We start from the raw sequence: 25,472 nt of genomic DNA on the forward strand, positions 1-25,472 counted from the left end.
CGGGCGCGGCCTCGCCGCCGATCTGGAGGGTGCCGAAAACGTCATCACCTTGCGCACTTGCGGCAAGGCCTTGGGCTGCGAAGGCGCCTTGCTGTGCGGCCCGCGCACGATGCGCGATTTTCTGGTCAATCGCGGGCGCGCCTTCATCTTCTCGACCGCGCCCTCCCCGCTGATGGCAAGCGCGGTGCGCGAGAGCCTGCGCATCCTCGCCGACGAGCCCGATCGCCGCGAGCGGCTGAGCGCGCTCACCGCCTTTGCCGAGCGCACGCTCGCGCCCTGTGGCGTCACCCCGACCGGATCGCAGATCCTGCCGCTCATCATCGGCGCGGACGCCCCCACCATGCGGCTGGCGGCGGCGCTGCAGGCCGCCGGTTTCGATATTCGCGGCATCCGCCCGCCCACGGTGCCGCCCGGCACCGCGCGGCTGCGCGTGTCGCTCACCCTCAACGTCAGCGAAGCGGAGATTGCCGCGCTGGCGGAGACGCTGTCGGAGTTGCGCGCACGTGAACCCTGAAACCCTCGTCATCACCGGCACCGACACCGATGTCGGCAAGACCGTGTTCGCCGCCGCGCTGGCCGGTGCGCTCAACGCCCACTATTGGAAGCCGGTCCAGGCCGGGCTCGACCCCAGCGCCGACCGCGACAGCGTCGCCACGCTTTCCGGCGTGCCCGCGTCGCACATCCTGCCCGAGGCCTATCGCCTCGCCACCCCCTGCTCGCCGCACCGCGCGGCCGAGATTGACGGCGTGACGATCGACCCGCTGCGGCTGACCCCGCCCGAGGTCAACGGCCCGCTGGTAGTAGAGGGGGCCGGCGGCGTGATGGTGCCGGTAACGCGCGATCTGGTCTTTGCCGATCTGTTCGCGCGCTGGGGCTGTCCGGCGGTGCTGGTCGCGCGCACCGCGCTCGGCACGATCAACCACAGCCTGTTGTCGATCGAGGCGCTGCGCCAGCGCGGCGTGCCCATCCTCGGCGTCGCCTTTGTCGGCGACGAGAATGCCGATAGCGAAGCGACCATCGTGCAACTGGGCGGGGTGAAGCGGCTCGGGCGCTTGCCCCGGCTCGATCCGCTCAACGCGGAGACGCTGGCAGCGGCCTTTGCCGCGCATTTCAACGTGGCCGATTTCCAATGAGCAATTCCCCGATCTGGCACCCCTTCACCCAGCACGGCCTTGGCGAACCGATCCCGCTCGTCACCCACGGCGAAGGTGCGGCGCTGTTCACCCGGGACGGCCGCCGCATCATCGATGGCATTTCCTCCTGGTGGGTGACGACGCACGGCCATTGCCACCCGCGCATCATGGCCGCGATTGCCGAGCAAGCGGGCAAGCTCGACCAGATCATCTTTGCCGGCTGGACCCACGAACCCGCCGAAGCGCTCGCGCGCGGCTTGCTGGAGATCATGCCGCCCGCGCTCACCCGCATCTTCTTCTCGGATTCGGGTTCGACCAGCGTCGAGGTCGCGCTGAAGATGGCGCTCGGCTTCTGGGCCAATCGCGGCGAGCCCCGCCACCGCATCCTGGTGATGGAGCATAGCTATCATGGCGACACGATCGGCGCGATGTCGGTCGGCGCGCGCGGCGTGTTCAACGCGCCCTATACGCCCTTGCTGTTCGACGTCGGCACCATCCCCTACCCCGCTGCGGGCCGCGAGCAGGCCACGCTCGATGCGCTGGAGGCCGCCTGCCGCTCCGCCCCCGCCGCGTTCATCGTCGAGCCCTTGGTGCTGGGCGCGGGCGGGATGCTGTTCTACCCCGCCTGGGTGCTGGCCGAGATGCGCGCGATCTGCACGCGCCACGGCGTTTTGTTCATCGCCGATGAAGTGATGACCGGCTGGGGCCGCACCGGCACGCTGCTGGCGTGCGAGCAAGCGGGTGTCGTCCCCGACATCCTCTGCCTGTCCAAGGGCCTGACCGGCGGCGCGGTGCCGCTGGCGGTGACGATGGCGAGCGAGGGCGTCTACGAAGCGCATCTCTCGCAGGATCGCGCGCGCATGTTCTTCCACTCGTCCAGCTACACCGCCAACCCGATTGCCTGCGCCGCCGCCAACGCCAACCTCGCCATCTGGCGCGAGGAACCCGTGCGCGACCGCATCGCCGCGCTCGCCGTGCGGCAACGCCAGCGGCTTGACGCCCTCGCCACACACCCCCGCTTTGCCAACCCGCGTGCGCTCGGCACGATCGCGGCGGTGGATATCGAAGATCGTGAGGATGCAGGCTATCTCTCGCACCGCGCCCCCGCCCTGCTTGCGCATTTTCGCGAGCGCGACCTGTTGCTGCGCCCACTCGGCAATACGGTCTATGTGATGCCGCCTTATTGCATCGAAGACGCCGATCTCGACCGGATATATGCGGGGATAGCGGACGCGGCGAAAGCGACGGCTCACCCCAGATAGGCCCTCGATCCGTTAGGGCAGGAAGCGTCAAATGACGTTGGGAATCGCCAATATGCGCGCGGACATCGCGCGCATCAGGCGCAGACCGTTTCTGTCAGGAGCCCGCGCGATGAACGCCGCAAACCCGCAAAGCCCGATGCCGCCGCTGCTGGCCGACGCCGTTGCGGCAACCGCAGCCGCGAGCTGATCCATCCCGCCGGTCCGCGCCTTGATGCTGGGCATGCCAAAGCCGATCTTCTAATCTCGACCGGTGATCCACCTGCCGGATCAAGCAAATCGGATGAAACGCCATGACCGTTCGCTTTTTGAAGTCTGCCGCAGTGATCGCCAGCCTGGCCGTCGCACCGGTCGCTTACGCCCAGAGCGCAGCCCCCACGGCGGCCTCCACTCCGGCCGATTTCTACAAAATGAAGCTCGGCCATTTCACCATTGTCGCGCTGTCCGACGGCACGATCGCCCTGCCCACCGATCAATTGCTGGTCGAGCGGACGCCGGGCGAAGTGAAGACGATCCTGGCGGCCGCCAACGCGCCCACCCTCCAGACGACCTCGGTCAACGCCTATCTGATCGACACGGGGTCGCGCCGTATTCTCGTCGATAGCGGCAGCGGCAGCTATTTCGGCCCTACGCTGGGGCGCGCGATCACCGCGCTGAAGGCGGCCGGCTACAAGCCCGAGGATATTGACGAAGTGCTGATCACGCACTTGCATCCCGACCATGTCGGCGGCCTCGCGGTCGGCGGCGCGCGCGTCTTCCCCAATGCGACGATCCGCATGGCGCAATCGGAATACGACTTCTGGCTCGACAAGGGTAACCTGACCAAGGTCGACGGTTCGGTCCAATCGTCCTTCGACGCGGCAGCCGCTTCGCTCGCGCCTATAGCGCAGCAGGCCGCGTCAAGCCGTTCCGGGCGGGCGAGACGATCGATACCGGTGTGACGGCGGTGTCGCTGCCCGGGCACACGGCGGGACACACCGGTTACCGCGTCGAGAGCGACGGCAAGACGCTGCTCATCTGGGGCGACGTGATGCACGTGGCGGTAGTGCAGTTGAAGGACCCTGCGGTGACCATCAAGTTCGACCTGTCGCAGGCCGACGCCTCCCGCTCGCGCGCCACGATCATGGCCGACGCAGCGAAGCGCCACTATCTGATCGCGGCGGCACACCTGCAATTCCCTGGCATCGGGACGCTCAGCAAGTCGGCGCAGGACTGGCAATGGACGCCCGTTCCGGCCACGCCCCCCGCCAGCGCGCAATAGTCGGAACGCCGCGGCACCGGCCGATCGCATTTTCCCGGCGCAGCATGGTGGCAACCTCCGGAGAGCCACCATCTCGCCCCACCAACGGAGACTATCATGGCCTATGTAACCAGCGCAGACGGCACCCAGATCTATTATAAGGACTGGGGCCCCAAGGATGCCCAGCCGATCGTTTTCCACCACGGCTGGCCGCTGTCGTCGGACGATTGGGACGCGCAAATGCTGTTCTTCCTGGCCAATGGCTACCGGGTGGTCGCGCATGACCGTCGCGGGCATGGCCGATCCGAGCAGTCGGTCGGTGGTCATGACATGGACCATTATGCCGCCGACGCCTCCGCCGTCGTCGAGCATCTCGATCTGAAAAATGCGGTGCATATCGGCCATTCGACCGGCGGCGGCGAAGTCGCGCGCTATGTCGCGAAGTTCGGCCAGCCGCAGGGCCGCGTCGCCAAGGCCGTGCTGGTCAGCGCAGTCCCTCCGCTGATGCTGAAGACCGACGCCAATCCCGGCGGCACGCCGATCGAGGTGTTCGACAGCTTCCGCAGCGCGCTTGCCGCCAATCGCGCAGCCTTCTTCCACGATGTCGCGGCGGGGCCATTTTACGGCTTCAATCGCGATCACGAAACGACGATCCAGGCCGTGATCGACAATTGGTGGCGGCAGGGCATGATGGGCAGCGCGCAAGCCCATTATGAAGGCATCAAGGCCTTTTCCGAAACCGACCAGACCGAAGACCTGAAGGCGATCACCGTCCCCACGCTGGTGCTGCAGGGCGATGACGATCAGGTCGTGCCCTATACCGATGCCGCGCTGCTGCAGGTGAAGCTGCTGCAAAACGGCACGCTGAAGATCTATGAGGGCTATCCGCATGGGATGCTGACCACCCATGCCGATGTCATCAACCCCGATCTGCTCGCCTTCGTGCGCGCCTGAGCTCCTGGGTTGATCACACGGGTGGACGATCGACGACCAGCGATCGACGATCGTCCACCCGCGCTCCGGCCGCGCTATTGCGGGAGCGTAACGGATCGGGCATCGCGACGGCCGTGACAGACACCGTGACCCGAACAGCATCCCCTTGCCCATGAGCGGCCGCGTCCGCGTCCTGTTGCTCGCGGCGCTCATGGCGTTGGTGCTACCATGGTTCCCGCCGGTCGCCGCGCAGGGGCCAAGTCGAGCGCCCGAACAATTCCATCACAGCAGCTGGACAATCGAGGATGGCGCACCGCCCGATATCTGGGCGATCGCACAGACGGCGGACGGTTTCCTGTGGCTAGGCACCGGCGGCGGCCTCTATCGATTCGACGGGATCCGCTTCGAGGAAATCCGTCCGCGCGTCGGCAAGCTGCCCAGCCGCAACATCACCGCCTTGCTGGCTACTCCAGACGGCGACCTGTGGCTTGGTTTCTACAATGGCCAAATCGCTCGTCTACGGGACGGAACGCTAACCCGCTTCGGTGCGGCCAATGACTCGGTCGACCGTTTGATACGCGGTCCCGATGGGACGATTTGGGCGGCCTTCTGGCGCGGCCCCCGGCACCTTGCGCGCTTCGACGGTGCGCGGTGGCACTGGATTCCCGCCGACCGCCGGATTGTCCCCGGCAAGCTTGGCAGCGTGGTCGCGGCGCAAGACGGCACGATCTGGGCGACCACCGACCGACAAATCCTGCGTCTCCAACCCGGTGAGCGTGCCCTTACCCCCGTAGCATGGGCCCGACCGGGCGACAGTCTGGTCGGAACGCACAATGGCGGTGTCGCCCTCGCCCGGGCTGGCGTGTCGCGCCTTGGCAAGCCATTCGATCGAGAGCCGCTGCCCGGGCTGGAACCGCTCTCGCTGCCGCAAGGCACGCCCGGCATCAAACGCGCCCTGATCGATCACCAAGGCGCGATCTGGTGGACGGGCGGGAATGGCGGTGTCAGCCGCCTGCTGCCCCCTGCCGTCGGCACATCCGCCCGCGTCGAACATTGGGAAGATCGGCAGGGCCTGAGCGCCAATGCCGCGGTCCCGCTGTTTGAGGATCGCGAGGCGCGATCTGGGTCGGCACCAATCTCGGACTGGACCGCTTTCGCGCGCGCGCGTGGTGCGAGCCGATGCCTTTGGCCCCTCCCCTTACAAAGCCTATCTGCAGACCGCGCTGGCCGATGGGACGATCTATGTCGTCACCCGCACGCAAACGCTGTCGCGCGCCGCAAGCGATGGCTCGCTCCATCCCGTGTTGCACCTGGCCTTCGGCCCGGCAATGATCGCTGCCGATGGCAATCGGCTGATCGTCGAACAACGCGGCAGGCTTTTCGGCTTGCAACGCAATCGATTGGTCACGCTGGGTTTGCCTGCGCTCCCCGGCAAGGTGTTGACGTGGTCGCGTGACGGCCACGGGACCCCGACGATCGCCGTGCGCGGGCAAGGCGTGCTGCAACCCTACCGGGGTGGATGGCGGATGCTCCCCATCACAGGTGTTCCGACGGTCGACCGCAGGCTCGAAATCCCGTTCATCGGACCGGTCGGCCGTTGGTTCTACGCCGATGACCGCCTGATCGGGTGCGTAGGCGCGGTGTGCAAACCGATTGCAGCAGACGTCAATATCGGCAGGGTCAACATCGTCGTGCCAAGCGATACGGGCCAGGGGCCGGTGCTCGTCGGGGGCGACAGCGGCCTCGCCATCGGGAGTGGCGACCGGTTTCGCAGTTTGACATCGGATCGCTTTCCCGTGCTCGTCGGCATCACCGGCATAGCGCGCGGCGCGCGGGATATCGTGTGGATCAGCGGGCTGCGCGGCGTTCTGCAAACGACGCAAGCGGCGCTCACCAGCGCGCTGTCCAACGGACGTCCATTGGCCTACCGCCTGTTTACAATGGCGGACGGCGTACCGGGGGCCGCGCAGCAGGATGCAAGCTACTCGACCGCAATTCGCAGCGGAGATGGACGGATCTGGCTTGCTGCCAGCCACGGCATTGCCTGGATCGACCCCGGTCGCCTGGAACCCAATGCTGCCCCCCCGCCAGTGCTGATCCGCTCGGTCACTGCCGATGGCAAGGAGGTTGCGCCCGCGGCACAGATTGCGATCCCAGCCGGCACGCGGCGCGTGCAAATCGATTATGCCGCGCTCAGCCTGCTCGATCCGGATCGCGTGCAATTTCGCTACCGCTTGACGGGCGTCGATGAGGATTGGGTCGATCCCGGCTCGCGGCGCCAGGCAACGTACACCAATGTCGCGCCGGGGCATTGGACCTTTCAAGTGATCGCCGCCAATGCCGACGGAGTCTGGAACCAGCGCGGAGCCTCGATCGAGCTGACGGTAGCGCCCACCTTTTACCAGACGTGGCTCTTCCGACTGGCGGTAGCAGCCACCGCGTTGCTGCTGCTTGCCGCGCTGTACCGCATCCGCAAACGGGCGATCGAGGATCGCACGCGCAGACTGATCGCGGCGCAGGTCACCGAGCGCGAACGGATCGCGCGCGAGTTGCACGACACGCTGCTGCAAGGCATGCAAGCGATGATGCTGCGGTTCCAGGCCGTCGGCAACATAATGGCACCGGGTAGTCGCGCGCACCGCATGCTTGAGTCGGCCCTGGAACGGGGCGACGACGTCTTGCTGGAAGGGCGCGATCGCGTGCTCAACTTACGGACGGAGAGCAGCGCTACGCTGCAGGCGGCGCTGCACGCAATGGCCTGTCAGATCGGCGATGGTCTTTCGATCGAAATTATCGAGCATGGCCTGCCCCGCAAACTCTGCGACCCGATCATCGATGAGCTGGCGGCGATCGCGCGCGAAGCCCTCACCAACACGCTGTGGCATTCGCAAGCAACCCAGGCGATCGTTTCGCTCGACTTCGCGCGGTGGGTATTGCGCCTGTCCATTCGCGACAATGGCTGTGGCTTTAGCGACAGGATCCTCGCCCAGGGCGCGAAACCGGGCCATTTCGGCCTGCCTGGCATGCGCGAGCGCGCCGACAAGCTGGCCGCCGTGCTGACCCTGTCCAATCTCGAAAGTGGCGGGGCCGAGGTGGTCGTCACCGTTCCGGGGCGGATCGCTTATGCCCGGCCCCGCTCGGTCATCCAAAGGGCGACCAATGCGGTGGTTGCCTGGATCCTGCGCCTGCGCGGGTCCTTCCGCCGGGAACGCCATTCGTAAAGCATCGCTGCCGGGCGCCATCACGCCATCGCACGGAAGAAACAGACTATTTCCTTGACCTTCGCCGCACGGCACTACGCACGATAACGCCAAAACACCGCATTTTTGTACAAGCTATTCGGCTGTTGCGCACCCATTCTCCGCCGCACCGGGCCTTGTTCGCTTACCGGTAGCCCCACCTCCAGAACCTTTCCCGATCGCGTGAGTTTCCTATATGGACGACCCGACATCCTCGAACGACGCGATGCCGATCGGCGAATGGGCGGGGGTTGGCATTGCCGTCGCGCCGACCGATGCCGTCACCGCCGCAGTCGATTTGGCCGCAGCTGGGGTGTTCACGCACGAGTTGTCGCCAGATGGCGCGGTCGGCGGCCTGCGCCACCTCGACAAGGCTGTCGGCGGTGCGGTGATGCGGTTGCGCGGCGATGGCGTGTTCAGCGCCGCCCCTGGCGAGATCCTGGCGCTTTCGACGCCGCGCTTGCCCGTAGCCGCCTCCACCATTCTGCTTGTCGGCATGGGCGATCCCGAATCATGGTCGCCCGCCGTTCTGGAAACGGCGATGAGCGCAGCGACGAGTGAAGCGCTGCGACGGGGTGCCGTATCCGCATCGTTTGCACCGAGCTTGCTCGATAGCGGTATTGCGGTCGTCGACTCCGCCGGAGTGGCGATGGCGATGCTCAGAGGCCTGCTGGCCGCGCTGAACGCCTATCCGGTCCGTTTCGATCTCAAGCTGTGGATCTTCTGCACCGGGGCCGCGCACCTGACCGCCACCCATGCTGCATTCGTGCGCGCTTATGCCGACCTTGCCCGGGCCTGATGCCGCTTCGGCAAGCCCCTTGAACAACGGGACAAGAGCGCCGATCATGCGCTCGCCTCCTCACCCCGGAACCGTTTGTCTGCCGCTCTCCTCGCCGATCCGTATTCTCGTCGTCGACGACCACCCGTTCCTGCGCGAAGGCGTGCGTGCGGTCGTCGAGACGCAAGCCGACATGCGGGTGGTGGGCGAGGCCGATAGCGGTGCCGACGCGGTTGTTCGATATCGCGAATTGCTGCCGGACATCGTCTTGATGGACTTGCAACTACCGGGTCTGAGCGGCGACCAGGCGATCGCCGCGATCCGGGAACGCTCTCCCAAGGCGCGCATCATCGTACTGACCACCTATTCCGGCGACGCCCATGCGCTGCGCGCCTGCGCGCCGGGGCGGCGGGGTATCTGCTGAAGAACAGCTTGCGCAAGGAATTGCTGCAGGCAATTCGGTCGGTTCATGCCGGCGGCAAGCATCTCGACGCCGATGTCGCCACCGACATCGCGCTCCATCTGGTCGCGGACGCCCCCAGCGAACGCGAAATCAGCGTTCTTTCGCTTGCCGCCCAGGGCAATTCCAACAAGCAGATCGCGGCCAAACTCGGCGTATCCGAAGACACCATCAAAGCGCATATGAAGGCGATCTTCGCGAAACTGGGCGCATCTGATCGCACCCACGCCGTAACGATCGCCGCCAAACGTGGCCTGATCGACCTGTAGCGCAAGCGTAACCCGGCCCCACCCGAAAGGGGGGCATTCTGGCTACTCCTTAGGGATTATCACTCTCGCGCCAGCGGCTTACGCTGCCCCCATGCTGCTTAGCGACCCTCGAAGCCATGAGCCTTCCGGTGCTTGCACAGGCGGACTTTGGTCTTCCAACCCCGCCGAACTGATCGATTACGCGCGCCGTACCATCGAACATGATCCGCACGCAGCGCGGCGCTATCTGGATCGACTGGCGCTGGTGCTTGGCAACGGCGAACCGCGGCCGATCGAGGATCTTCTCGTCCCCGCGCTTCCCGTCGAAGCCAATGCCAGCTCCATCACGCGGGGCGGTCTCGCGCCCTGGCAGTTGCAGCGCGTAAGCGACTATGTCGAGGAGCGCCTTGGCGATACCATCGTGCTGGACGGCTTGGCTGCGGTCGTGCGCCTCAGCACCGGCCACTTTTGCCGCGCCTTCAAGGTCACCGTGGGCGAGACCCCACACGCCTTCCTGATACGCCGCCGCATTCGGCGCGCCCAAACGCTCATGCTCACTACCAAGGAATCCTTGAGTCACATCGCCTGCACCTGCGGGCTCACCGACCAGGCGCATCTTACCCGCCTGTTCCGGCGCATGGTCGGCGACACGCCGCTTTCGTGGCGGCGCACCTGGGCCCACATGTTCGAACGGGGTGAGCTCAACGCCGCTGCTGCCTGATTCAGGATAAGGCCTAAAAGCCGCCACAGCCCCGTCGCGAGACCGGCTCCGCGCGCAAGGATTTTAAAAGCAGATGGTTCCCGGGCCTTTACCCGCCCGCGCCCCGTCAGATGTGACGAAATCCCGATCTTTGAAGTTTATCTTTACAGTTTAACTTCAGATATCTACGGGCACCGATATGTCAGCACCGATACCCGATTCCGACATCGCCCAGGCAACGCAACTGGCGCACGATATTCGCGGGTTGATGGGAAAGCTCAAACGTCGGCTGCGCGAACAATCGAATGTCGGCGACCTGACCCCATCGCAAACCGCCGTGCTGCTTCGTATCGAGAAGGATGGGCCCGCCACGACATCGCACCTTGCACGAGCGGAAGGGATGCGACCGCAGTCAATGGGGGCGGTCATTGCCGCGCTGGAAGAGGCTGGTCTGGTACAAGGCGCGCAGGACCCACGCGATGGACGGCAAACGCTGCTGTCGCTGACCGACGCCTGTCGGCAATGGGTCGCTGCGGGTCGCGCGGCACGGCAGGACTGGTTGTTCCACACCATCGAGGCGCGGCTTTCCCCGCAAGAACAGGGCCAACTGGCGGCAGCCATCGCCCTGCTCCAGCGCCTCGTCGATGACTGAACAGGCATTCGCAAAGGGATACCCATGGCACTGACCACGCTCGACCCGAAGACTGCTTTGATCGTCGTCGATTTGCAGAAGGGCATCGTCACCTACCCTGTCGTCCATTCGATCGAGCAGGTCATCGACCGCAGCCGTGCGTTGATCGAGGCATTCCGCGCGCGCGGATTGCCGGTGGTGCTGGTCAACGTCACCGGCGGGGCACCGGGACGAACCGAGCGGCCGCAGCGCGACATGAGCGCATTGCCGGCCGATTTCGCCGACCTTGTCCCCGAACTCGGTCTCCAGCCGAGCGATATCCTCGTCACCAAACAGAGCTGGGGTGCCTTCGCCGGTACCGATCTGGACCAGCGACTGAAGGCGCTGGGCGTTACACAGGTCGTCATCTGCGGCATTGCCACCGCCACCGGCGTCGAGGCCACGGCGCGCCAAGCGTATGAGAACGGCTTTAACGTCACGCTCGCCATCGACGCGATGAGCGACACCCGCCCCGAGGCCCACGATTACAGCATCCGCAATGTGTTTCCCCGGTTGGGCGAGACGGGGTGCACCGATGACATCCTCTCTCACCTGGAAAGGTGCTCCTGATGACATGGCTTCACCTCCTGTCCTACTTCTTCGGCGGTGCCTTTCTGGCGAACGCGGTCCCGCATTGGGTGAGCGGCGTCACCGGGCGGCCGTTCCAGAGCCCGTTCGCCACGCCGCGAGGCGAAGGGCTGTCCTCCTCTACTGTGAATTTGCTGTGGGGCTTTGCCAATCTGGTCCTGTCCTATCTGCTGGTATGCCGGGTCGGCACCTTCGACCTGCGTGACACACTCCAGGTGACCGCCTTTGGCCTCGGAATGCTGGCGCTCGGCTTGTTCTGCGCGTGGCACTTCGGCCGCTTCCACGGAGGCAACGCGCCGGAGCAGCCATGAGCGCGCCCGGAACCCAGGTCTTCCGATCGCTCGGCACCTTCAACTACCGCGTCTGGATCACCGGGTCTTTCGTTTCCAATGTCGGCACGTGGGTGCAACGCACTGCACAGGACTGGCTGGTGCTGACCATCCTCACGCATCACAGCGCCGCCGCAGTCGGCATCGTGATGGCGCTCCAGTTCGCGCCGCAGTTCCTTTTGCTCCCCTGGACCGGCTCGGCTGCCGATCACCTCGACCAGCGCACGTTGCTGCTCGTCACACAGGCAACGATGGGCAGTCTGGCCCTGGCGCTCGGCATACTCACCGTCAGCGGTGCCGTCCAACTGTGGCACGTCTATGTGTTTGCCTTCGCGTTCGGCTGCGCGGCCGCGTTCGACGCACCGGTGCGACAGGTTTTCGTCGCGCAACTGGTGGGGGATACGCATCTCGCCAACGCGGTTGCGCTGAACTCGACCGCGTTCAACGCCGCCCGCATGATCGGTCCGGCGATATCGGGCATCGTCATCGCAGCCGTCGGAACCGGTTGGGCCTTCCTGTTAAACGGCGCGTCTTTCGTCGCGGTGCTGATCTCGCTCGCTGGCCTGCGCACGGCCGAGCTGCATGTGCGACCTCGGGCAACACGAGTAAGCGGAAGCTTTGTCCAGGGCCTTCGCTATGTCCAGGCGCGCCGCGATCTCAGGGCGATGCTGTTGATGCTGCTGCTGATCGGGACGTTCGGCCTGAACTTTCCCATCTTCATCTCCACCATGGCCGTCGGCGTGTTCCACGCCGATGCGCGCGCCTACGGCCTGTTGTCCTCGATCATGGCGATCGGGACCGTTGCAGGCGCATTGCTCAGTGCCGGGCGGCAGCGTCCGGGCTTCACCGCGCTGCTGGCGGGCGCAGCCGTCTTCGCGGTGGGATGCGCCTGGCCGCGATCGCGCCGACCTATTGGCTCTTTGCCGCTGCTTTGGCGGCGACGGGTGCCGCCGCCCTGACCTTCACCAACACCAGCAACAGCCTGATGCAATTGTCGACCGAGCCAACCATGCGGGGGCGCGTCATGGCGCTGCGGGTTGGTGTCGCCTTGGGTGGAACGCCGATCGGTGCGCCGATCGTGGGATGGGTCGCGGACCATCTCGGCCCGCGCTGGGCACTGGGCGTCGGCGCGGCCTCCGGCCTTGCCGCCGTGATCGTTGCAATGCTGTTTCTGGCGAACGGCCGAACCCCAGCGGGGCGATCTCCACCGTCGCTTCCGGAAGGATCGTCGGAAGCATCAGCCGCATAATGCTGAACGGCACGGCCGCCTTTGGCGCGCTTGTCCAGCGCGCAAGCAACCGGTCACCCCCGATGCTGCCGCCGGGCTCCGCGCGTCATTCCCACTCGATTATCAACTGAAAGATTAAACATCTGAATTCATTGCACAAAATATTTTCTCGATTTCCGTATACCGTCATATAAACCGTCAAAAGTACCGGCCTTTGAAATCACTGGCTTTTTCCGGCAGATCGCGGAAATTGTGGTTCCGCCATCTATCGGCAGGCGCGACGGCGACATGACTCCGAAAGTCACCTCGGCCCGCACCGCCGCCTCTACGCCAGACTACGCCGGCCACGATTCAGCCTCCGCGGAATTATACCGTCACGGGCTCGGTCCGCCATCCCCCTTTTAATGGGATGGCCATCGCGCGAGGGCTGGCAAAATTGTAATCTTCGTGCTACATATTCTAGCAATCTGTAGTGCGAAGGTTTCAAATGCCTACACCACATAATCCTCCCGCCGCTGTGCGGCGCGCCCTGCGCAAGCTCGGTGCGGACATCCACGATGCACGTCGGCGTCGGCGGCTGCCGATGGCTGTCGTCGCGGAACGCGCCTTCACGTCCCGCTCGACCCTGCAAAAGGTCGAGGCTGGGGACACCAATGTCAGCATCGGCATTTATGCGGGCGTCCTTCAGGCGCTCGGCCTGCTCGACGGTCTGGGCCAGATCGCCGACATCGGCAACGACCCGGTTGGACAAGCGCTTGCCAGCGCGGAACTACCCAAGCACGTCCACCTCAAGCGAACACTCGGATCATCTAGCGATGGCTGATTTCGAGGTACATATCGACCTGGACGGCCGCACGCGCCCTATCGGCCTGGCGAGGAGCAATCGCGTCCGAGGCACGGAGACTATCCTTTTCGAATATGATGCCGCCTGGCTCGTTGATCCCGACCGGTTCTCGCTCGAGCCTGCCCTTGCCCTGACCCGTGGTGCCTTCGCCCCTCCTGCCGGACTGGTGACTTTCGGCTCCATCGGAGACTCCGCGCCCGACACATGGGGCCGCCGCCTGATGCAGCGGGCCGAGCGCCGTCTTGCCGAACGCGAAAGCCGCGCCGTGCGCACCCTCGCGGAAAGCGATTACCTGCTCGGCGTCGCCGACGAGACCCGCCTAGGCGCACTCCGATTCCGCTGGGCAGGCGAAGAGACGTTTCAGGCGCCGATCCGCGCCGGTGTCCCCGCCCTGATCGAACTCGGGCGACTGCTCCAGATCACCGAGCGGATCCTCCGGGACGAGGAAACGGACGAGGACCTTCAACTCATCTTCGCCCCCGGCTCTTCCCTCGGCGGCGCGCGGCCGAAAGCGTCGGTCATCGACCAGCACGGGCACCTCTCCATCGCCAAATTCCCGAAGGAGACCGACGATTACAGCATGGAGACGTGGGAGGAGATTGCGCTGCGGCTGGCTGACCAGGCCGGCATCACCACCCCTCACCATGAGCTGATTGAGGTCGCCGGCAAGGCGGTGATGCTGTCGCGGCGCTTCGATCGCGCCGGCCCGATCCGCACTCCTTTCCTATCTGCAATGGCGATGATGGGCGCCAAGGACGGTGAGCGCGGCAGCTACCCGGAGATCGTCGATGCTCTTACGCAACATGGTGCGCAGGGGAAGACCGACGCTCATGCCCTCTATCGGCGCGTCGTCTTCAACGTGCTGATTTCCAATGTCGACGATCATCTGCGTAACCATGGTTTCCTTTGGCTCGGCAAGACAGGATGGTCTCTTTCTCCGGCCTATGACCTCAATCCTGTGCCCACCGACCTCAAGGCGCGTGTGCTGACGACGAACATCGACCTCGACGAAGGCACCTGCTCGCTTGACCTGCTTGAGGCGGCTTCGGAGTTCTTCGGCCTCACACTGCTGCAGGCCCGAGCAATCATCAAAGAGGTCGCGACCGTGACCGCGACGTGGCGTGAAACCGCCAAGACGGCCGGCGCCCGCTCTGCAGAGATTACCCGGATGGCCAGCGCCTTTGAGCACGATGATCTCAAGCGGGCGCTGGCGCTATGACCCGAACCTTCATCTACAGCTTCGCACCTCCATCACTTGACCCGTCCCCCGGCGCGACCATCGCGCTGGACGTCTCTGAGATCGAGGACGCCGGCATTCGCGAAGTGCTTCAGACGCCGGGCGCAGCCTATGGCGCGTGGTCGATCTTGGATGCGCTGCTGGCACCGACCGGCGCGGGCACGTCCTTCATTTTCAGACAACCGCTTGGCCAGGCGCGCGAAGTGAAGGTCGCGTTGTCAGGCCTGTTCGGACGGTTCGTTGCCCGCGCTTATCTCGAGCGATATTTCGATCTCTCCATCTTCGTCCATCTCGGCAACCACATGATTGATCTCGACCGTCGCAAGCAGGTCAGGATCAAGCGCCTCGCCCGAGGCGACCTCCCCGACTGGATCGCATGCAAATCCGATCTGACCTCACTCACGATCGCGGAGGCCAAGGGCTGTCACGACCCGGGCGGACCGGCGAAAGCACTCGCGCGCGCCTGGACGCAAGCCGGGCGCATCGACGTGACGGTCAAAGGCCGAAAGGTCACCGTAAAGCGGATCGCGGTCGCCAGCCGGTGGGGCTTGGCGAATTCCAATCCCGCTGACGCCCACCTGTCGGTTCGCGATCCCATCGACAAGGGCGATCCCATCGATCCGCAAGACAAGGACGCCCCCTTCATCGGCCTGCTTCGTCTGCATGTCGCCAGTATGATCGAACCTCTCGGGCATACAGAACTCGCCCAGGCGCTGCGCGCTCTGACACGCCAAACCTTTCCGCGACCACTCCGGGATGCCGCCGCGCGCGCGCGCGGCGCACTCGACAGTGCGCCGATAGGACAAGTGGAAAAGACCCACGATATCGGCGGCCTGGTGGGCGGGATCGTCACGCGGGCCGGCCCGATTACCGACGCGGTCGCTAGTACCGTCGATCAGGAGGCCTTGGCCCGGCTCAACCTTCGTCCGGTTTTCGTCGGAGTAGACCGGGATCTGATCCGTGCGGCAATCGATGGCGAAGCGGAGACCATTCGCGGTCGTTTGGCCGAAAAGGTGAGCCCCGATGAGTTCGCGCGACCGGATCGCGCTGGCGGCTGGATCATCCCGCTCGGCACGGAACGACGCATAGTTGGAGGGGCCTGATGAGACACGGCCAATTGGAAATATCAAAAAGAGTTGGCCAATCAAAGTAGGGCCAAATGGGGGGAGTCCAGGACGATGAATGAAGAGAGTAATGACCTCTCGAATGAGGCCGAGGCGCTTGCCGATATCCTCGCATGGTCAGCCGACCTGCCCGGCTGGCAGCGTGACGCCTTGCGCCTGCTCTGCGGCCAGACGAAGCTTGAGCCCGCTGACATCACCGCCCTCGTTGCCGTCTGCAAGAGTGACAGCCCTGCTGTTCCGCTGGACACCAGCCACATTCGCGATCCCGCGGCGAGCCACGCCGTCGTCAGCCTGGGCGCCTTGCATGGCCTGGTGAACGTCAACGCCCTCGCGCCGGGCGAGCGGCTGTCCTTCGGCAAGACCGGCCTCACCGTGATCTATGGAGACAACGGCGCCGGCAAATCGGGATACGCCCGCGTCCTCAAGCAGCTCTGCCGCGCACGCTCTCCGAAGGGCGACGCCATTCTGCCGAATATCTATGCCGGCTCTCGTGGCGTACCGACCGCCAGCATCGATTTCTTCATCGGTGGGCAGAAGCGAAGCGCGACGTGGAACCAAGGCGGCTCAGCCGATCCGATGCTGTCAGCCGTCAGCGTCTTCGACTCGCGAACGGCCAACGTCCATGTCGAAAACACCAACGATCTCGCCTATACGCCGCTTCCTTTGCGCATTCTCGCCGGCCTCGCGCAGGCGTGCCAGGATGTGAAGGCCAAACTGTCGGCCGAGATAAAGACGCTGGAACAGCAGACGCCAGTTGTCTTATCAAAACCTGAGTGCAAGCCGGACACGGCGGTGGGCAAGGTAATCGCTAGCTTGTCCGGCAAGACCAAGCCCGACACCATCGAGAAACTCGCCGGTCTCACCGCGCAGGAAGAGGCGCGGCTCCAGACCCTCATTACCGATCTCTCCGGTGATCCCGCCCGGACCGTCCGTCAGCTTCAGACTCAGGAAACCCGCATTACGGCGGTGATAGACCAGATCGAGCGATTGATTGCCGGCGCTAGCGACGGGAACCGGACCACCCTGCGCGAAGCCCACTTCCGTCTCACCACGCGCGCGACGCGGCTGCGGCCGCCTCTGCAAGTCTCTTTGCCGAAGAACCGCTGCCGGACATCGGCTCGGATATCTGGAAGGCTTTGTGGGAAGCGGCCCGCGCCTATTCGCGCGAAGCCGCCTATCCCGGACAGCCATTCCCAGTAACGGCCTCTGACGCCCATTGCGTACTGTGCCAGCAGCCGCTGGGCGAAGAAGCCTCAAGGAGGCTCACCAGCTTCGAAGCATTCGTCCAGGACGAGAGCAAGCGTCGCGAAGAGGATGCCGCTGACGCCTATGACGAACTGATCGAGCAGCTATCGTCTCAGGTCTTCCTGACGAAGAATATCCCGGTGTTCGTCGCCCTGATCCGCGACGATATCGGCGAGGCCGAGCTGGCGAAGGCCCTTCGCCGGCAGATCGTTCAGTTGTGCTGGCGCCTGCGGGCGGTGCTGCGAACCCATGCCCGTGAGGTCCTGCCGACGTTGCCACCGGAGGCCGTCGCCTCGCTGGACGAGTTGCGCGGCCTACTGGGCGGGATCGCCACCCGGATCGAGGGCCTGCAATCGGAGGCAAACTCCCCGCAACGCGCCGCCCTCGTCGCCGAACGCGACGGCTTGGCCGACCGCAAATGGCTCGGCGGCGTGAAGGCCGACTTGCTTGCCCAGATAGAGCGCGCGAAAGCCGTCGAGGCGCTTGAAAAGGCCAGCAAGGACACTGCCACGAACAAGATCACGACGCAGAGCGCGCGGATCGCCCAAGCCCTCGTTACCAACCGCTTGCGCGGTCGCTTCGCAATCGAGGTCAACAAGCTCGGCGTTGCAGGCCTCGCGATCGAGCTTCAGCAAGCGAAGACCACGGCCGGCGTCCCCTTCTTTCAGGTGCGCCTGATCAACAAGCCGGCCGAACCCGTCGGCAAGGTTCTAAGCGAAGGCGAACATCGCTGCGTCGCGCTCGCCGCATTCCTCGCCGAGCTGTCGACGATCGACGCGCAGTCGGCGATCGTCTTCGACGACCCGGTGTCCTCGCTCGACCACCTGCATCGCGATCGGGTTGCCGCGCGTCTGGCCGAAGCCGGCGAGAGCCGCCAGGTCATCGTGTTCACCCATGACATGGCCTTCCTGCTGCTACTCGACGAAGCCTGCCGGGCGACCAAGGACCGGGCGGCAACGCCCGTGTCGTATCGGCTGATTAGCCGCGGCACTGAACATGCCGGCTTCTGCCATCAAGATCCGCCCGCTAACGTCATGCCCCTCGACAAGGTGATCGACGGCATGAAAGCCCACCTGGCAAATGTGAAGATCCATCACGAACGCGGCGATCAGGCGAAATGGCAGTGGGAGGTAACATCCTTCCAAGACCAGCTTCGCACCACCTGGGAGCGCGCGGTGGAAGAAGTGGTAGGGCCGGTGATCCGTCGACTGTCCCGCAAGGTCGATACGACCGGTCTGATCAAGCTCACCATCCTCACTGACGTGGACTGCACGGTAATGCGCGAAGCTTTCGGCCGCTGTTCGGCGCTGCTTCACAGCCAACCTGGGGAGATTAATCCCCGCTTGCCCGCACCGTCAGTGATCGAGATCGAGATCGACGCGCTGGCCATGTGGATTTCCGATATTCGAACCAGGCAGGAGAAGGCGGCATGACGGCTCACCACCACCACCCCGCTCGTCCTCGGTTAACGGATCCTCCAGGTACGCGCCGGCCGGCATCGGGCTTGGCTGACTGGCAAAACCCCCATTATAGCCTCTTTCAAGGGGCCATGACTCAGGCGCGGGGATTGCTCGAAACACAAGAACATAATAGGAACATTTTGGCGAATAGCCAGCGAAAATCCATGATACCCAAGGTGACGAATTGATGCGCGATTTTCAGGGCGATGAACTGAGTAACGAGCTTGCAAAGCTTGATAGAGACGACCTTGAGCGGATGGTCAGGGGCCTGCTGACCAACGGGGTTGCCCTCAGCTTTTATGGCAAGCGAACTGCCCTCGAGATCTATCGCCGCGTCCGTCCCCGCGTGACGAGGCGGGAGCCGAAACTTCACGTCGGAAGCCCAGCAGACCAAGCCTGCAACCTGCTTATCGAAGGTGAAAACCTTCAGGCGATGGTTACGCTATACAAATACCGCGGTGAAGTTGACCTGATACTCACTGACCCACCGTACAACACGGGACAATCATTCAGGTATAATGATAAGTGGGATAACGATCCCAACGACCCTGATCTTGGCACCATCGTAGCCAAAGAGGACGGTTCACGTCACACCAAGTGGATCAAAACCATCATGCCTCGCCTTCAGATGATGAAGGCGATGCTAAAGCCTTCGGGCGTGGTCGCTATTTGTATCGACGACAACGAACTATTCCACCTTGGCATGATGATGGACGAGGTCTTTGGAGAAGAGAACCGCATCGCGATTATCAATTGGCAGAAGACCACACCGAAGAATGCTCGTCATGTTTCGACCGCCACGGACTACGTCTTGGTGTACGCGAAGGACAAGTCTCTGAGTTCGACCAAACTCCTTGCTCGATCTGAGAAAGCCGATTCTAGATTCGGCAACAGAGATGGAGATGAGACTGGGGACTGGAAACAGGGGGACGTGACTGGCAAGCGTAGCCCTACCTCGCACAAATCGAGCACCTATGCCATCCAGTCCCCATTTACTGGTGAGCTACATTGGCCACTTGAAACGCGACACTGGGCATTCGAGAAGGCGACAATTCGAAAGTGGCTTTCCGAGTGGGGCTCTCAGTACGAGGAGCGAGAGTTAGGAGACGGCAAGCCGAAAGCGCTCGTTATCAAGGGTGCGCCGACGCGGTCGTCCTCGTCGTTCGATCCGGCCCATCCGAAACTGGTCGAAGCACGAGGGAAAGCACTGGCGAGGCTCGAAGCCGGGAACTGGCCAAAATTGTATTTTGGTGTGAAGGGCGACGCGCAGCCGATGCTGAAAGTGCACGCCGCTCACGTGAAGATGGGCTCCGTACCTACGACATTCTGGGTTGATGAGGCCGATCCAGACCGGCTCACCTCGATCGGCGCAGTATCCTGGGCAGCAACGGAATCGGGCCGTAATCGCGAAGGCATCGAAGAGCTGGATGCCATCGTCGGCAAGGGCCACGGTTTCGAGACCGTGAAGCCCATGTCCCTGTTCAAAAAGATCATCATGCTTTGGTGCCCGCCGGGCGGCTTGGTCATGGACCCGTATGCCGGTTCGGGGACGACGGGCCACTCGGTTCTCGCACTCAATCAGGAGGCGGACAGTGATCGTCGCTTCATTCTGATTGAACAGGGAGCACCGGAGAACGGAGACAAATATGCTCGGACGCTGACTTGGAAACGCTTGCATAATGCAGCAACCGGCGAGCGCCCCGATGGGAGCACCGCCGAGCCCCTTGGTGGGGGCTTCGAGTATCGCCTCCTGACCAAAACCATTGATGCTAAAACCGTGTTGTCGATGCAGCGCGACGAATTGATCGACATCGTCCTTACGTCGCATTGGGAGACTCAGCGGAGAAGCGCGCCGAATTTGAGCGTATTCGACGACGCTGACTATCAGTATTTAATCGGTACAGACGATGCGGGCGAAGGTTACTTCCTGATCTGGGACAATGGGGGGCCTGTCGGCTCTCTTGATCTTGAAACCTATAGGACAGTCGCCAACGAAGCCAAGCGCGCGGGGATCAAGACTCCGTATCATGTGTACGCACGCTACGAGACTTATCAGTCTCCCAATGTCAGGTTCTGGAAAATTCCTGACCGAATTCTTGCGCATCTTGGCCTCAATGAAAACGATGAATTCAATAATCCGGAGGAGGTAGCTTAATGGACCTCTTCAAGTTCCAAGAGCAGGCTGCTTCGCAGATTGCTTCACGGTTTACCGACTACGCATCCAATCCGCTGATGGTAGATCGCTTGACCACGGTGCCATTCCTACAGACGCTCGCGTCGATAACGGGAAGTGGTAAGACGCTAGTCTTGGCAGATACGATCTCGCAGATACGTGACCGGCTGCCGGTACAGCCCATCGTGCTGTGGGTCTCGAAAGGGAAAATCGTCGTTGCGCAGACCTATGCCAACTTGTCGTCCGGCAGATACGCCGACAACATTGCTGGCTTCGTGGTTAAGCCCCTCCTCCAAGTGGCGCCCTCGGACATCGAAGACACATCGAAAGGGCTATTGCTCGTTGCAACGGTCGGTAAGTTCGCGGTGGAGGACGAGTCCGGTGGGGATCGCAAGGTATTTGAGGCTCAACTTGATCTCGCTAGTGAATCGCTCTGGGATTTGCTGACAAATCGCCGATCGGTCGGCGGATCGCGGCGCCCTCTTATAATTATCTATGATGAAGGTCACAACCTGTCGGATCTTCAGACGAGGAGGCTCCTCGAGCTCTCGCCCGACGGGTTAATCGCCGCCAGCGCGACTATGTCGCTGCCCGCCCGACTGGAAAATACGATCGCACGTCTTCGCACCGATAGAGGCTGGCGCGATGAGCATTTCACGACGCCGGTGGCGAGTAAGGATGTTGTCGCGTCCGGGCTTGTGAAGGAGCGTATAGCGATTGGCGGCTACGTGACGCCAATGGAAACCGCCGTCGATGCCATGCTGGCTGACATGGCCGACGCTCGCGAGGCCGCAGCAACTCTGCCGGTCCCATTTCGACCAAAGGCTATCTATGTATGCAGCACCAACGCCGTGGACGGGGTTCCGATCGCCGAGGACATGAAGCGGCCGTTTGATGAGCGGCAAGCACGCCCTGTCCTGATCTGGCGGCACCTGGTTGAAACCGCGGGCATCGATCCCGAGAAGATCGTAATCTATAGCCAGCTTAAATTTCCCAAAGATGCTCCCCCTCCGAAATCAATGCGCGTGCTTTCTGGAGGTGACCGCGATTACACCGATTTCATCAATGGCGACTTCGAGCATATCATCTTCAACTTAGGCCTACAGGAAGGATGGGACGATCCCACCTGTGGATTTGCATATATCGATAAGGAGATGGCATCGTCTCGCCAGATCACGCAGGTCGTCGGGCGCGTACTGCGTCAACCTGGAGCAGAGCACTACAGCGACCCCGCTCTCAACACAGCCCATTTTTATATCAGGACGGACGAGCGGGGCGTTTTTCGACGAGATTCTTGAGGACATTCGCAAGCAACTCGTCTCGGAGCATCCTGCTGTCGCACTTCTGATCAAGAAAGAAGGCAGTAGCCGCGTTCTCGAGAAGGTCAATCCGGAGCCCCCCCGTACCGTCCCAACAATCGGCATCCATTCCGTCAAAGCGAAGCGGCCGATCGCTGACATCGTCGGGAAGATGATGGATTTTTCCTCCGGAGGAGCAAACACCATCGGCCAAGGAAGCCGAATGCTTGTCCTCCAAGAGATAGGAATTGGATCTGAAGCGACTTATGAGTGGGCAGAGGTTGAGCACAGCAACCGCGTTACTGCCAGGTCTGTCTTTAGACGCGAACTGCAGCGCCTATATTCCGGGGCTCTCCGTCGAGCAGGCGGACCAGTTAATTTAGTTGATATCGAGCTACCCAAGTTTGATGCCCTCATCGAGCTGACCAGTCCGGCAGCCGATCACGTCAGATCAATCGCGCGATCGGTCGTCGAAGCCTACATCGATCACTCGAAGATTTTCCAGAACGACTTTGATGCGCCTTATTCGGTGGGGCCAGTCGCGGTCGATCCGTCCGATGCCGTCGAGTTCACCAAAGCGCTTCACCGAACTTACTCCGGTCTGAACCCATTGGAACTGCGCTTTGCGCGAGCCCTAGACCGAACGCAGCGTGTCTGGGCCAGAAACCCTCGCAACAGTGGGTTTTATATCCCACTGCTCGATATGTCATCGTCCTCGACCTACTGGCCTGACTTTCTCGTTTGGATCGATAAAGCAGTCGTCGCGATTGATACCAAAGGAGACCATCTCCTGACAGAGGCGAGTGTCGGCAAGCTTTTCGATATCGACACCCTCGGGGAACCAGCAAAAGTGGTTCTTCGCCTTATTTCAGAAGGGGAATCTGAGGCGTTGCCTTCGGGCCAGATCAATAAGGTTGGCAAATTGGGTTTCACGGTGTGGAGCTGGAAGAACGGGCGCCTCCTTGGAATTCATGCCCCTGACGAAAAGGCCGCTGTGAAGCTGGCCCTTGATGTCACCTAGTCCAAAATTGTTCTCAGAACCTTGCGGAAGTGGCCTTCCCTCGATGTCAACTTACTTCCGAAGCTGTGTTGGCTCACAGGACGTATGGCGAAAATAGTGTAAGTGCGGCAGTGTCAGCACGGAGGCGAGCCGATCACAGCAACGAATCGTGCGCCGCATTCCTAGGGAGTGCGACGCAATGCTGTTGACCGACAATGAAACCAAGGTCGATCTGCTCAATAACGAAGCGATCGCCAAGACCATTATCGCCTTGCTCCGCGAGCGACCGGAACATCCAGTCACGATCGGCGTGCACGGCGACTGGGGCGCTGGGAAATCCAGCATTCTCGAGATGATCGAACACGCCCTGGATTCCGATAAGGATGTCCTGTGCCTCAAATTCAATGGTTGGCGCTTCCAAGGTTTCGAGGACGCCAAGATTGCCCTCATCGAGGGTATCGTCACGGGGCTGATCGAGAAACGGCCGCTCCTTGCCAAGTCCGGTGAGGCGGTCAAGGACATCTTCAGGCGTATCGACTGGTTGAAGGTCGCGCGTCATGGCGGCGGGCTCGCTTTTACAGCGCTCACCGGCATGCCGACCGCCGACCAAGTGGGAGCCGTCGTCGGAACCCTGAAGGGCATCTTCGCCGACCCCGCCAAACTGGCCACACAGGATAATTTCGATAAGGCCGTGGAGGGCGTCCAAGGCCTCCTTAAGCCGGCGGAATCCAAGAACGTTCCCGAGGAGATCGAAGCGTTCAGGAAGGCCTTCACCGAACTTCTCAAGCAGGCCGGAATCGACCAGCTCATCGTCCTGATCGACGACCTCGACCGCTGTCTCCCCGACACCGCGATCGAGACCCTCGAGGCGATCCGCCTGTTCGTCTTCACCGAACGGACCGCCTTCATCGTGGCCGCGGACGAGGCCATGATCGAATACTCCGTTCGCAAACACTTTCCGGAACTGCCCGACACCACGGGCCCGAGGGACTATGCCCGGAACTATCTGGAGAAGCTGATCCAGGTCCCGTTCCGAATTCCTGCCCTTGGCGACACGGAAACGCGCATCTACGTTACGCTCCTGCTGATCGGCTCCGAACTTGGAGAAGACGATGAAGCATATGGGGCCTTGATCGCCGCAGCGCGCGAACTGCTGAAGCGGCCTTGGACGAACGCCGGTCTCGACGCCCAAACTGTGAAGACGGCGCTTGGTGATAAAGCTCCCAAGGTGCAGAGCGCACTTACTTTGAGTGATCAGATCGGGCCCATCCTCGCGAGCGGAACGCAGGGCAACCCGCGTCAGATCAAGCGCTTCCTCAATACGCTCCTCCTACGACACCAGACCGCGACGGCCCGTGGCTTCGGCGATGAGGTGAAGCTGCCGATCCTCGCGAAGCTGATGCTGGCCGAACGTTTCCTGTCCCGCACGTTCGATCAGGTCGCCAGCGCGGCCGCGCGCGACCCGGACGGTCGGTGCGCCGACCTCGTGGGGTTGGAGAACGACCAGCCCGAGAACAAGGCCGCGGCGAAACCCAAACGCGCCGGAGGCAAAGCCGATACGGACGGTGCCGACAGCAAGCTGGCCATCGTGCCGCCATCGACAGATACCGCGATGCTCGCCGAATGGAAGGGATCTGAGGCGATCCGCTCCTGGGCCCGCATCCCTCCTCCCTTGGCGGCCATCGACCTCCGTCCCTACCTGTTCGTCACCAAGGACCGGAAGGACTATTTCGGCCCAGCCTCAGTGCTCGGTCGTCTCGCAGCGGTCGTCGAGAAGCTCCTCGGGTCGAAACTATCGGTGCAAGCCTACGAGGGTGAACTGAAGCAGCTGGTGCCGGCCGAAGCCGCTCAGGTCTTCGAGGAGCTGAGAGGTCGCATCATGGGCGGCGACGCCTTCGACACCGCGCCCCCGGGCGTTGACGGTATCGGCGTCCTCGTCCGCGCCCACCCGACGTTGCAGGCGAACTTGCTCGACTTGCTGGAGGCTCTCCCCGCGGATCGATGCGGCTCTTGGCCGGCCCAAGGATGGACCGGGGTCATCAAGGAGGCGGACGCCATCACGCGTTTCGACAAACTTCTGACGAGCTGGTCATCGTCCAAATCCGCCATGCTCAAAGCGACCGCCTCAGGCGCGCTGCGGACACGCAAGGGCCCACGCTGATGGGAACGTCCAGCGCTTACGGCGGCGCGGGCGGGGGCACACCCCTCGTTCCGAGCTGGCTTGACGGCGTCGCCGCCTCGGCCGGCGGCGACGCGCCCACTGTGGCGCCAGGCGCGACGGGTCGA

General features: G+C 63.1%; 25 protein-coding genes and 1 pseudogene. All 26 read left to right on the forward strand.

The window, feature by feature from the left end; all coding sequences use genetic code 11:
* Positions 1 to 514: aminotransferase class I/II-fold pyridoxal phosphate-dependent enzyme (locus NW75_RS08085; protein ID WP_033964644.1), on the forward strand; the 514-nt coding region annotated here is incomplete at its 5' end.
* Positions 504 to 1,133 (forward strand): dethiobiotin synthase, encoded by a 630-nt coding sequence (gene bioD / locus NW75_RS08090; protein WP_033964645.1) that lies wholly within the window; start codon positions 504 to 506, stop codon positions 1,131 to 1,133. The genes NW75_RS08085 and bioD, both read left to right, overlap by 11 nt.
* On the forward strand, positions 1,130 to 2,395 hold the full coding sequence (locus tag NW75_RS08095; protein WP_033964649.1) for an adenosylmethionine--8-amino-7-oxononanoate transaminase: 1,266 nt from the start codon (positions 1,130 to 1,132) through the stop codon (positions 2,393 to 2,395). The genes bioD and NW75_RS08095 overlap by 4 nt, the downstream gene beginning before the upstream one ends.
* Before the next feature lie 31 nt (positions 2,396 to 2,426).
* Complete coding sequence (locus NW75_RS25020) at positions 2,427 to 2,582, forward strand: hypothetical protein (protein ID WP_197057757.1); 156 nt, start codon at positions 2,427 to 2,429, stop codon at positions 2,580 to 2,582.
* Positions 2,583 to 2,685: 103 nt separating this feature from the next.
* Positions 2,686 to 3,333, forward strand: a complete 648-nt coding sequence (locus NW75_RS08105; protein WP_052192304.1) for an MBL fold metallo-hydrolase — start codon at positions 2,686 to 2,688, stop codon at positions 3,331 to 3,333.
* Between the two features lie 5 nt (positions 3,334 to 3,338).
* Positions 3,339 to 3,653 carry a hypothetical protein gene (locus tag NW75_RS22805; RefSeq protein ID WP_156142999.1) on the forward strand — a complete coding sequence of 105 codons (315 nt, stop codon included), beginning with the start codon at positions 3,339 to 3,341 and terminating at the stop codon, positions 3,651 to 3,653.
* 96 nt (positions 3,654 to 3,749) lie between these two features.
* Positions 3,750 to 4,586, forward strand: coding sequence for an alpha/beta fold hydrolase (locus NW75_RS08110; RefSeq protein ID WP_033964651.1), 837 nt, complete (start codon positions 3,750 to 3,752; stop codon positions 4,584 to 4,586).
* Between the two features lie 151 nt (positions 4,587 to 4,737).
* Entirely contained in the window at positions 4,738 to 6,021 is a 1,284-nt protein-coding gene (locus NW75_RS24395; RefSeq protein WP_156143000.1) for a ligand-binding sensor domain-containing protein, read from the forward strand.
* Positions 6,022 to 6,505: 484 nt separating this feature from the next.
* Positions 6,506 to 7,786 (forward strand): ATP-binding protein, encoded by a 1,281-nt coding sequence (locus NW75_RS25025; RefSeq protein ID WP_231565048.1) that lies wholly within the window; start codon positions 6,506 to 6,508, stop codon positions 7,784 to 7,786.
* A 214-nt stretch (positions 7,787 to 8,000) separates the two neighbouring features.
* Complete coding sequence (locus NW75_RS08125) at positions 8,001 to 8,603, forward strand: M17 family peptidase N-terminal domain-containing protein (protein WP_052192307.1); 603 nt, start codon at positions 8,001 to 8,003, stop codon at positions 8,601 to 8,603.
* Between the two features lie 46 nt (positions 8,604 to 8,649).
* Positions 8,650 to 9,311 (forward strand): annotated as a pseudogene (locus NW75_RS08130) (response regulator).
* A 91-nt stretch (positions 9,312 to 9,402) separates the two neighbouring features.
* Positions 9,403 to 10,011: a helix-turn-helix domain-containing protein gene (locus tag NW75_RS08135; RefSeq protein WP_033964653.1), complete on the forward strand. Its 609-nt coding sequence runs from the start codon at positions 9,403 to 9,405 to the stop codon at positions 10,009 to 10,011.
* 178 nt (positions 10,012 to 10,189) lie between these two features.
* A complete protein-coding gene (locus tag NW75_RS08140) occupies positions 10,190 to 10,642 on the forward strand; it encodes a MarR family winged helix-turn-helix transcriptional regulator (protein ID WP_033964654.1) in 453 nt (150 codons plus the stop codon).
* Between the two features lie 24 nt (positions 10,643 to 10,666).
* The gene (locus NW75_RS08145) at positions 10,667 to 11,230 is read left to right on the forward strand and encodes an isochorismatase family protein (protein WP_033964655.1); all 564 of its coding nucleotides are present in this window, start codon (positions 10,667 to 10,669) and stop codon (positions 11,228 to 11,230) included.
* Entirely contained in the window at positions 11,230 to 11,559 is a 330-nt protein-coding gene (locus NW75_RS08150; protein ID WP_033964664.1) for a hypothetical protein, read from the forward strand. Before NW75_RS08145 ends, NW75_RS08150 begins: the two co-directional genes overlap by 1 nt.
* Positions 11,556 to 12,536, forward strand: a complete 981-nt coding sequence (locus NW75_RS08155) for an MFS transporter (protein ID WP_197057758.1) — start codon at positions 11,556 to 11,558, stop codon at positions 12,534 to 12,536. The genes NW75_RS08150 and NW75_RS08155 overlap by 4 nt, the downstream gene beginning before the upstream one ends.
* Positions 12,509 to 12,826, forward strand: a complete 318-nt coding sequence (locus tag NW75_RS27290) for an MFS transporter (RefSeq protein WP_197057759.1) — start codon at positions 12,509 to 12,511, stop codon at positions 12,824 to 12,826. The genes NW75_RS08155 and NW75_RS27290 overlap by 28 nt, the downstream gene beginning before the upstream one ends.
* Positions 12,827 to 13,292: 466 nt before the next feature.
* A complete protein-coding gene (locus tag NW75_RS08160; RefSeq protein ID WP_033964656.1) occupies positions 13,293 to 13,628 on the forward strand; it encodes a helix-turn-helix domain-containing protein in 336 nt (111 codons plus the stop codon).
* Positions 13,621 to 14,868 (forward strand): type II toxin-antitoxin system HipA family toxin, encoded by a 1,248-nt coding sequence (locus NW75_RS08165; protein WP_033964657.1) that lies wholly within the window; start codon positions 13,621 to 13,623, stop codon positions 14,866 to 14,868. The genes NW75_RS08160 and NW75_RS08165 overlap by 8 nt, the downstream gene beginning before the upstream one ends.
* The gene (locus tag NW75_RS08170) at positions 14,865 to 15,989 is read left to right on the forward strand and encodes a hypothetical protein (RefSeq protein ID WP_033964658.1); all 1,125 of its coding nucleotides are present in this window, start codon (positions 14,865 to 14,867) and stop codon (positions 15,987 to 15,989) included. Before NW75_RS08165 ends, NW75_RS08170 begins: the two co-directional genes overlap by 4 nt.
* 75 nt (positions 15,990 to 16,064) lie before the next feature.
* Positions 16,065 to 17,210: an ATP-binding protein gene (locus NW75_RS26130; protein WP_231565046.1), complete on the forward strand. Its 1,146-nt coding sequence runs from the start codon at positions 16,065 to 16,067 to the stop codon at positions 17,208 to 17,210.
* Positions 17,147 to 18,688, forward strand: a complete 1,542-nt coding sequence (locus tag NW75_RS26135) for an AAA family ATPase (protein ID WP_231565047.1) — start codon at positions 17,147 to 17,149, stop codon at positions 18,686 to 18,688. The genes NW75_RS26130 and NW75_RS26135 overlap by 64 nt, the downstream gene beginning before the upstream one ends.
* 214 nt (positions 18,689 to 18,902) lie before the next feature.
* On the forward strand, positions 18,903 to 20,870 hold the full coding sequence (locus NW75_RS08180; protein WP_033964659.1) for a site-specific DNA-methyltransferase: 1,968 nt from the start codon (positions 18,903 to 18,905) through the stop codon (positions 20,868 to 20,870).
* Positions 20,870 to 22,186 (forward strand): DEAD/DEAH box helicase family protein, encoded by a 1,317-nt coding sequence (locus tag NW75_RS22810; RefSeq protein WP_052192308.1) that lies wholly within the window; start codon positions 20,870 to 20,872, stop codon positions 22,184 to 22,186. Before NW75_RS08180 ends, NW75_RS22810 begins: the two co-directional genes overlap by 1 nt.
* A 172-nt stretch (positions 22,187 to 22,358) precedes the next feature.
* Entirely contained in the window at positions 22,359 to 23,207 is an 849-nt protein-coding gene (locus NW75_RS22815) for a hypothetical protein (protein WP_156143001.1), read from the forward strand.
* A 178-nt stretch (positions 23,208 to 23,385) separates the two neighbouring features.
* On the forward strand, positions 23,386 to 25,347 hold the full coding sequence (gene qatA / locus NW75_RS08190) for a Qat anti-phage system ATPase QatA (protein WP_033964660.1): 1,962 nt from the start codon (positions 23,386 to 23,388) through the stop codon (positions 25,345 to 25,347).
* The last annotated feature ends 125 nt before the right edge of the window (positions 25,348 to 25,472 follow it).

It is taken from the genome of Sphingomonas sp. Ant H11, assembly GCF_000797515.1.
Taxonomy (GTDB): Bacteria; Pseudomonadota; Alphaproteobacteria; order Sphingomonadales; family Sphingomonadaceae; genus Sphingomonas.

Excerpts from the sequence above, each read along its gene's own strand:
- NW75_RS08150 (WP_033964664.1), top strand. The coding sequence starts at position 11,230 with ATGACATGGCTTCACCTCCTGTCCTACTTCTTCGGCGGTGCCTTTCTG.
- NW75_RS08145 (WP_033964655.1), top strand. The coding sequence starts at position 10,667 with ATGGCACTGACCACGCTCGACCCGAAGACTGCTTTGATCGTCGTCGAT.
- NW75_RS25025 (WP_231565048.1), top strand. The coding sequence starts at position 6,506 with ATGGCGGACGGCGTACCGGGGGCCGCGCAGCAGGATGCAAGCTACTCG.
- NW75_RS08095 (WP_033964649.1), top strand. The coding sequence starts at position 1,130 with ATGAGCAATTCCCCGATCTGGCACCCCTTCACCCAGCACGGCCTTGGC.
- NW75_RS08135 (WP_033964653.1), top strand. The coding sequence starts at position 9,403 with ATGCTGCTTAGCGACCCTCGAAGCCATGAGCCTTCCGGTGCTTGCACA.
- NW75_RS08105 (WP_052192304.1), top strand. The coding sequence starts at position 2,686 with ATGACCGTTCGCTTTTTGAAGTCTGCCGCAGTGATCGCCAGCCTGGCC.
- NW75_RS24395 (WP_156143000.1), top strand. The coding sequence starts at position 4,738 with ATGAGCGGCCGCGTCCGCGTCCTGTTGCTCGCGGCGCTCATGGCGTTG.
- qatA (WP_033964660.1), top strand. The coding sequence starts at position 23,386 with ATGCTGTTGACCGACAATGAAACCAAGGTCGATCTGCTCAATAACGAA.
- NW75_RS08140 (WP_033964654.1), top strand. The coding sequence starts at position 10,190 with ATGTCAGCACCGATACCCGATTCCGACATCGCCCAGGCAACGCAACTG.
- NW75_RS25020 (WP_197057757.1), top strand. The coding sequence starts at position 2,427 with ATGACGTTGGGAATCGCCAATATGCGCGCGGACATCGCGCGCATCAGG.
- NW75_RS08180 (WP_033964659.1), top strand. The coding sequence starts at position 18,903 with ATGCGCGATTTTCAGGGCGATGAACTGAGTAACGAGCTTGCAAAGCTT.
- NW75_RS08125 (WP_052192307.1), top strand. The coding sequence starts at position 8,001 with ATGGACGACCCGACATCCTCGAACGACGCGATGCCGATCGGCGAATGG.
- NW75_RS08160 (WP_033964656.1), top strand. The coding sequence starts at position 13,293 with ATGCCTACACCACATAATCCTCCCGCCGCTGTGCGGCGCGCCCTGCGC.
- NW75_RS08110 (WP_033964651.1), top strand. The coding sequence starts at position 3,750 with ATGGCCTATGTAACCAGCGCAGACGGCACCCAGATCTATTATAAGGAC.
- NW75_RS22815 (WP_156143001.1), top strand. The coding sequence starts at position 22,359 with ATGATGGATTTTTCCTCCGGAGGAGCAAACACCATCGGCCAAGGAAGC.
- NW75_RS08165 (WP_033964657.1), top strand. The coding sequence starts at position 13,621 with ATGGCTGATTTCGAGGTACATATCGACCTGGACGGCCGCACGCGCCCT.
- NW75_RS22810 (WP_052192308.1), top strand. The coding sequence starts at position 20,870 with ATGGACCTCTTCAAGTTCCAAGAGCAGGCTGCTTCGCAGATTGCTTCA.
- NW75_RS26130 (WP_231565046.1), top strand. The coding sequence starts at position 16,065 with ATGAATGAAGAGAGTAATGACCTCTCGAATGAGGCCGAGGCGCTTGCC.
- NW75_RS08170 (WP_033964658.1), top strand. The coding sequence starts at position 14,865 with ATGACCCGAACCTTCATCTACAGCTTCGCACCTCCATCACTTGACCCG.
- NW75_RS08155 (WP_197057758.1), top strand. The coding sequence starts at position 11,556 with ATGAGCGCGCCCGGAACCCAGGTCTTCCGATCGCTCGGCACCTTCAAC.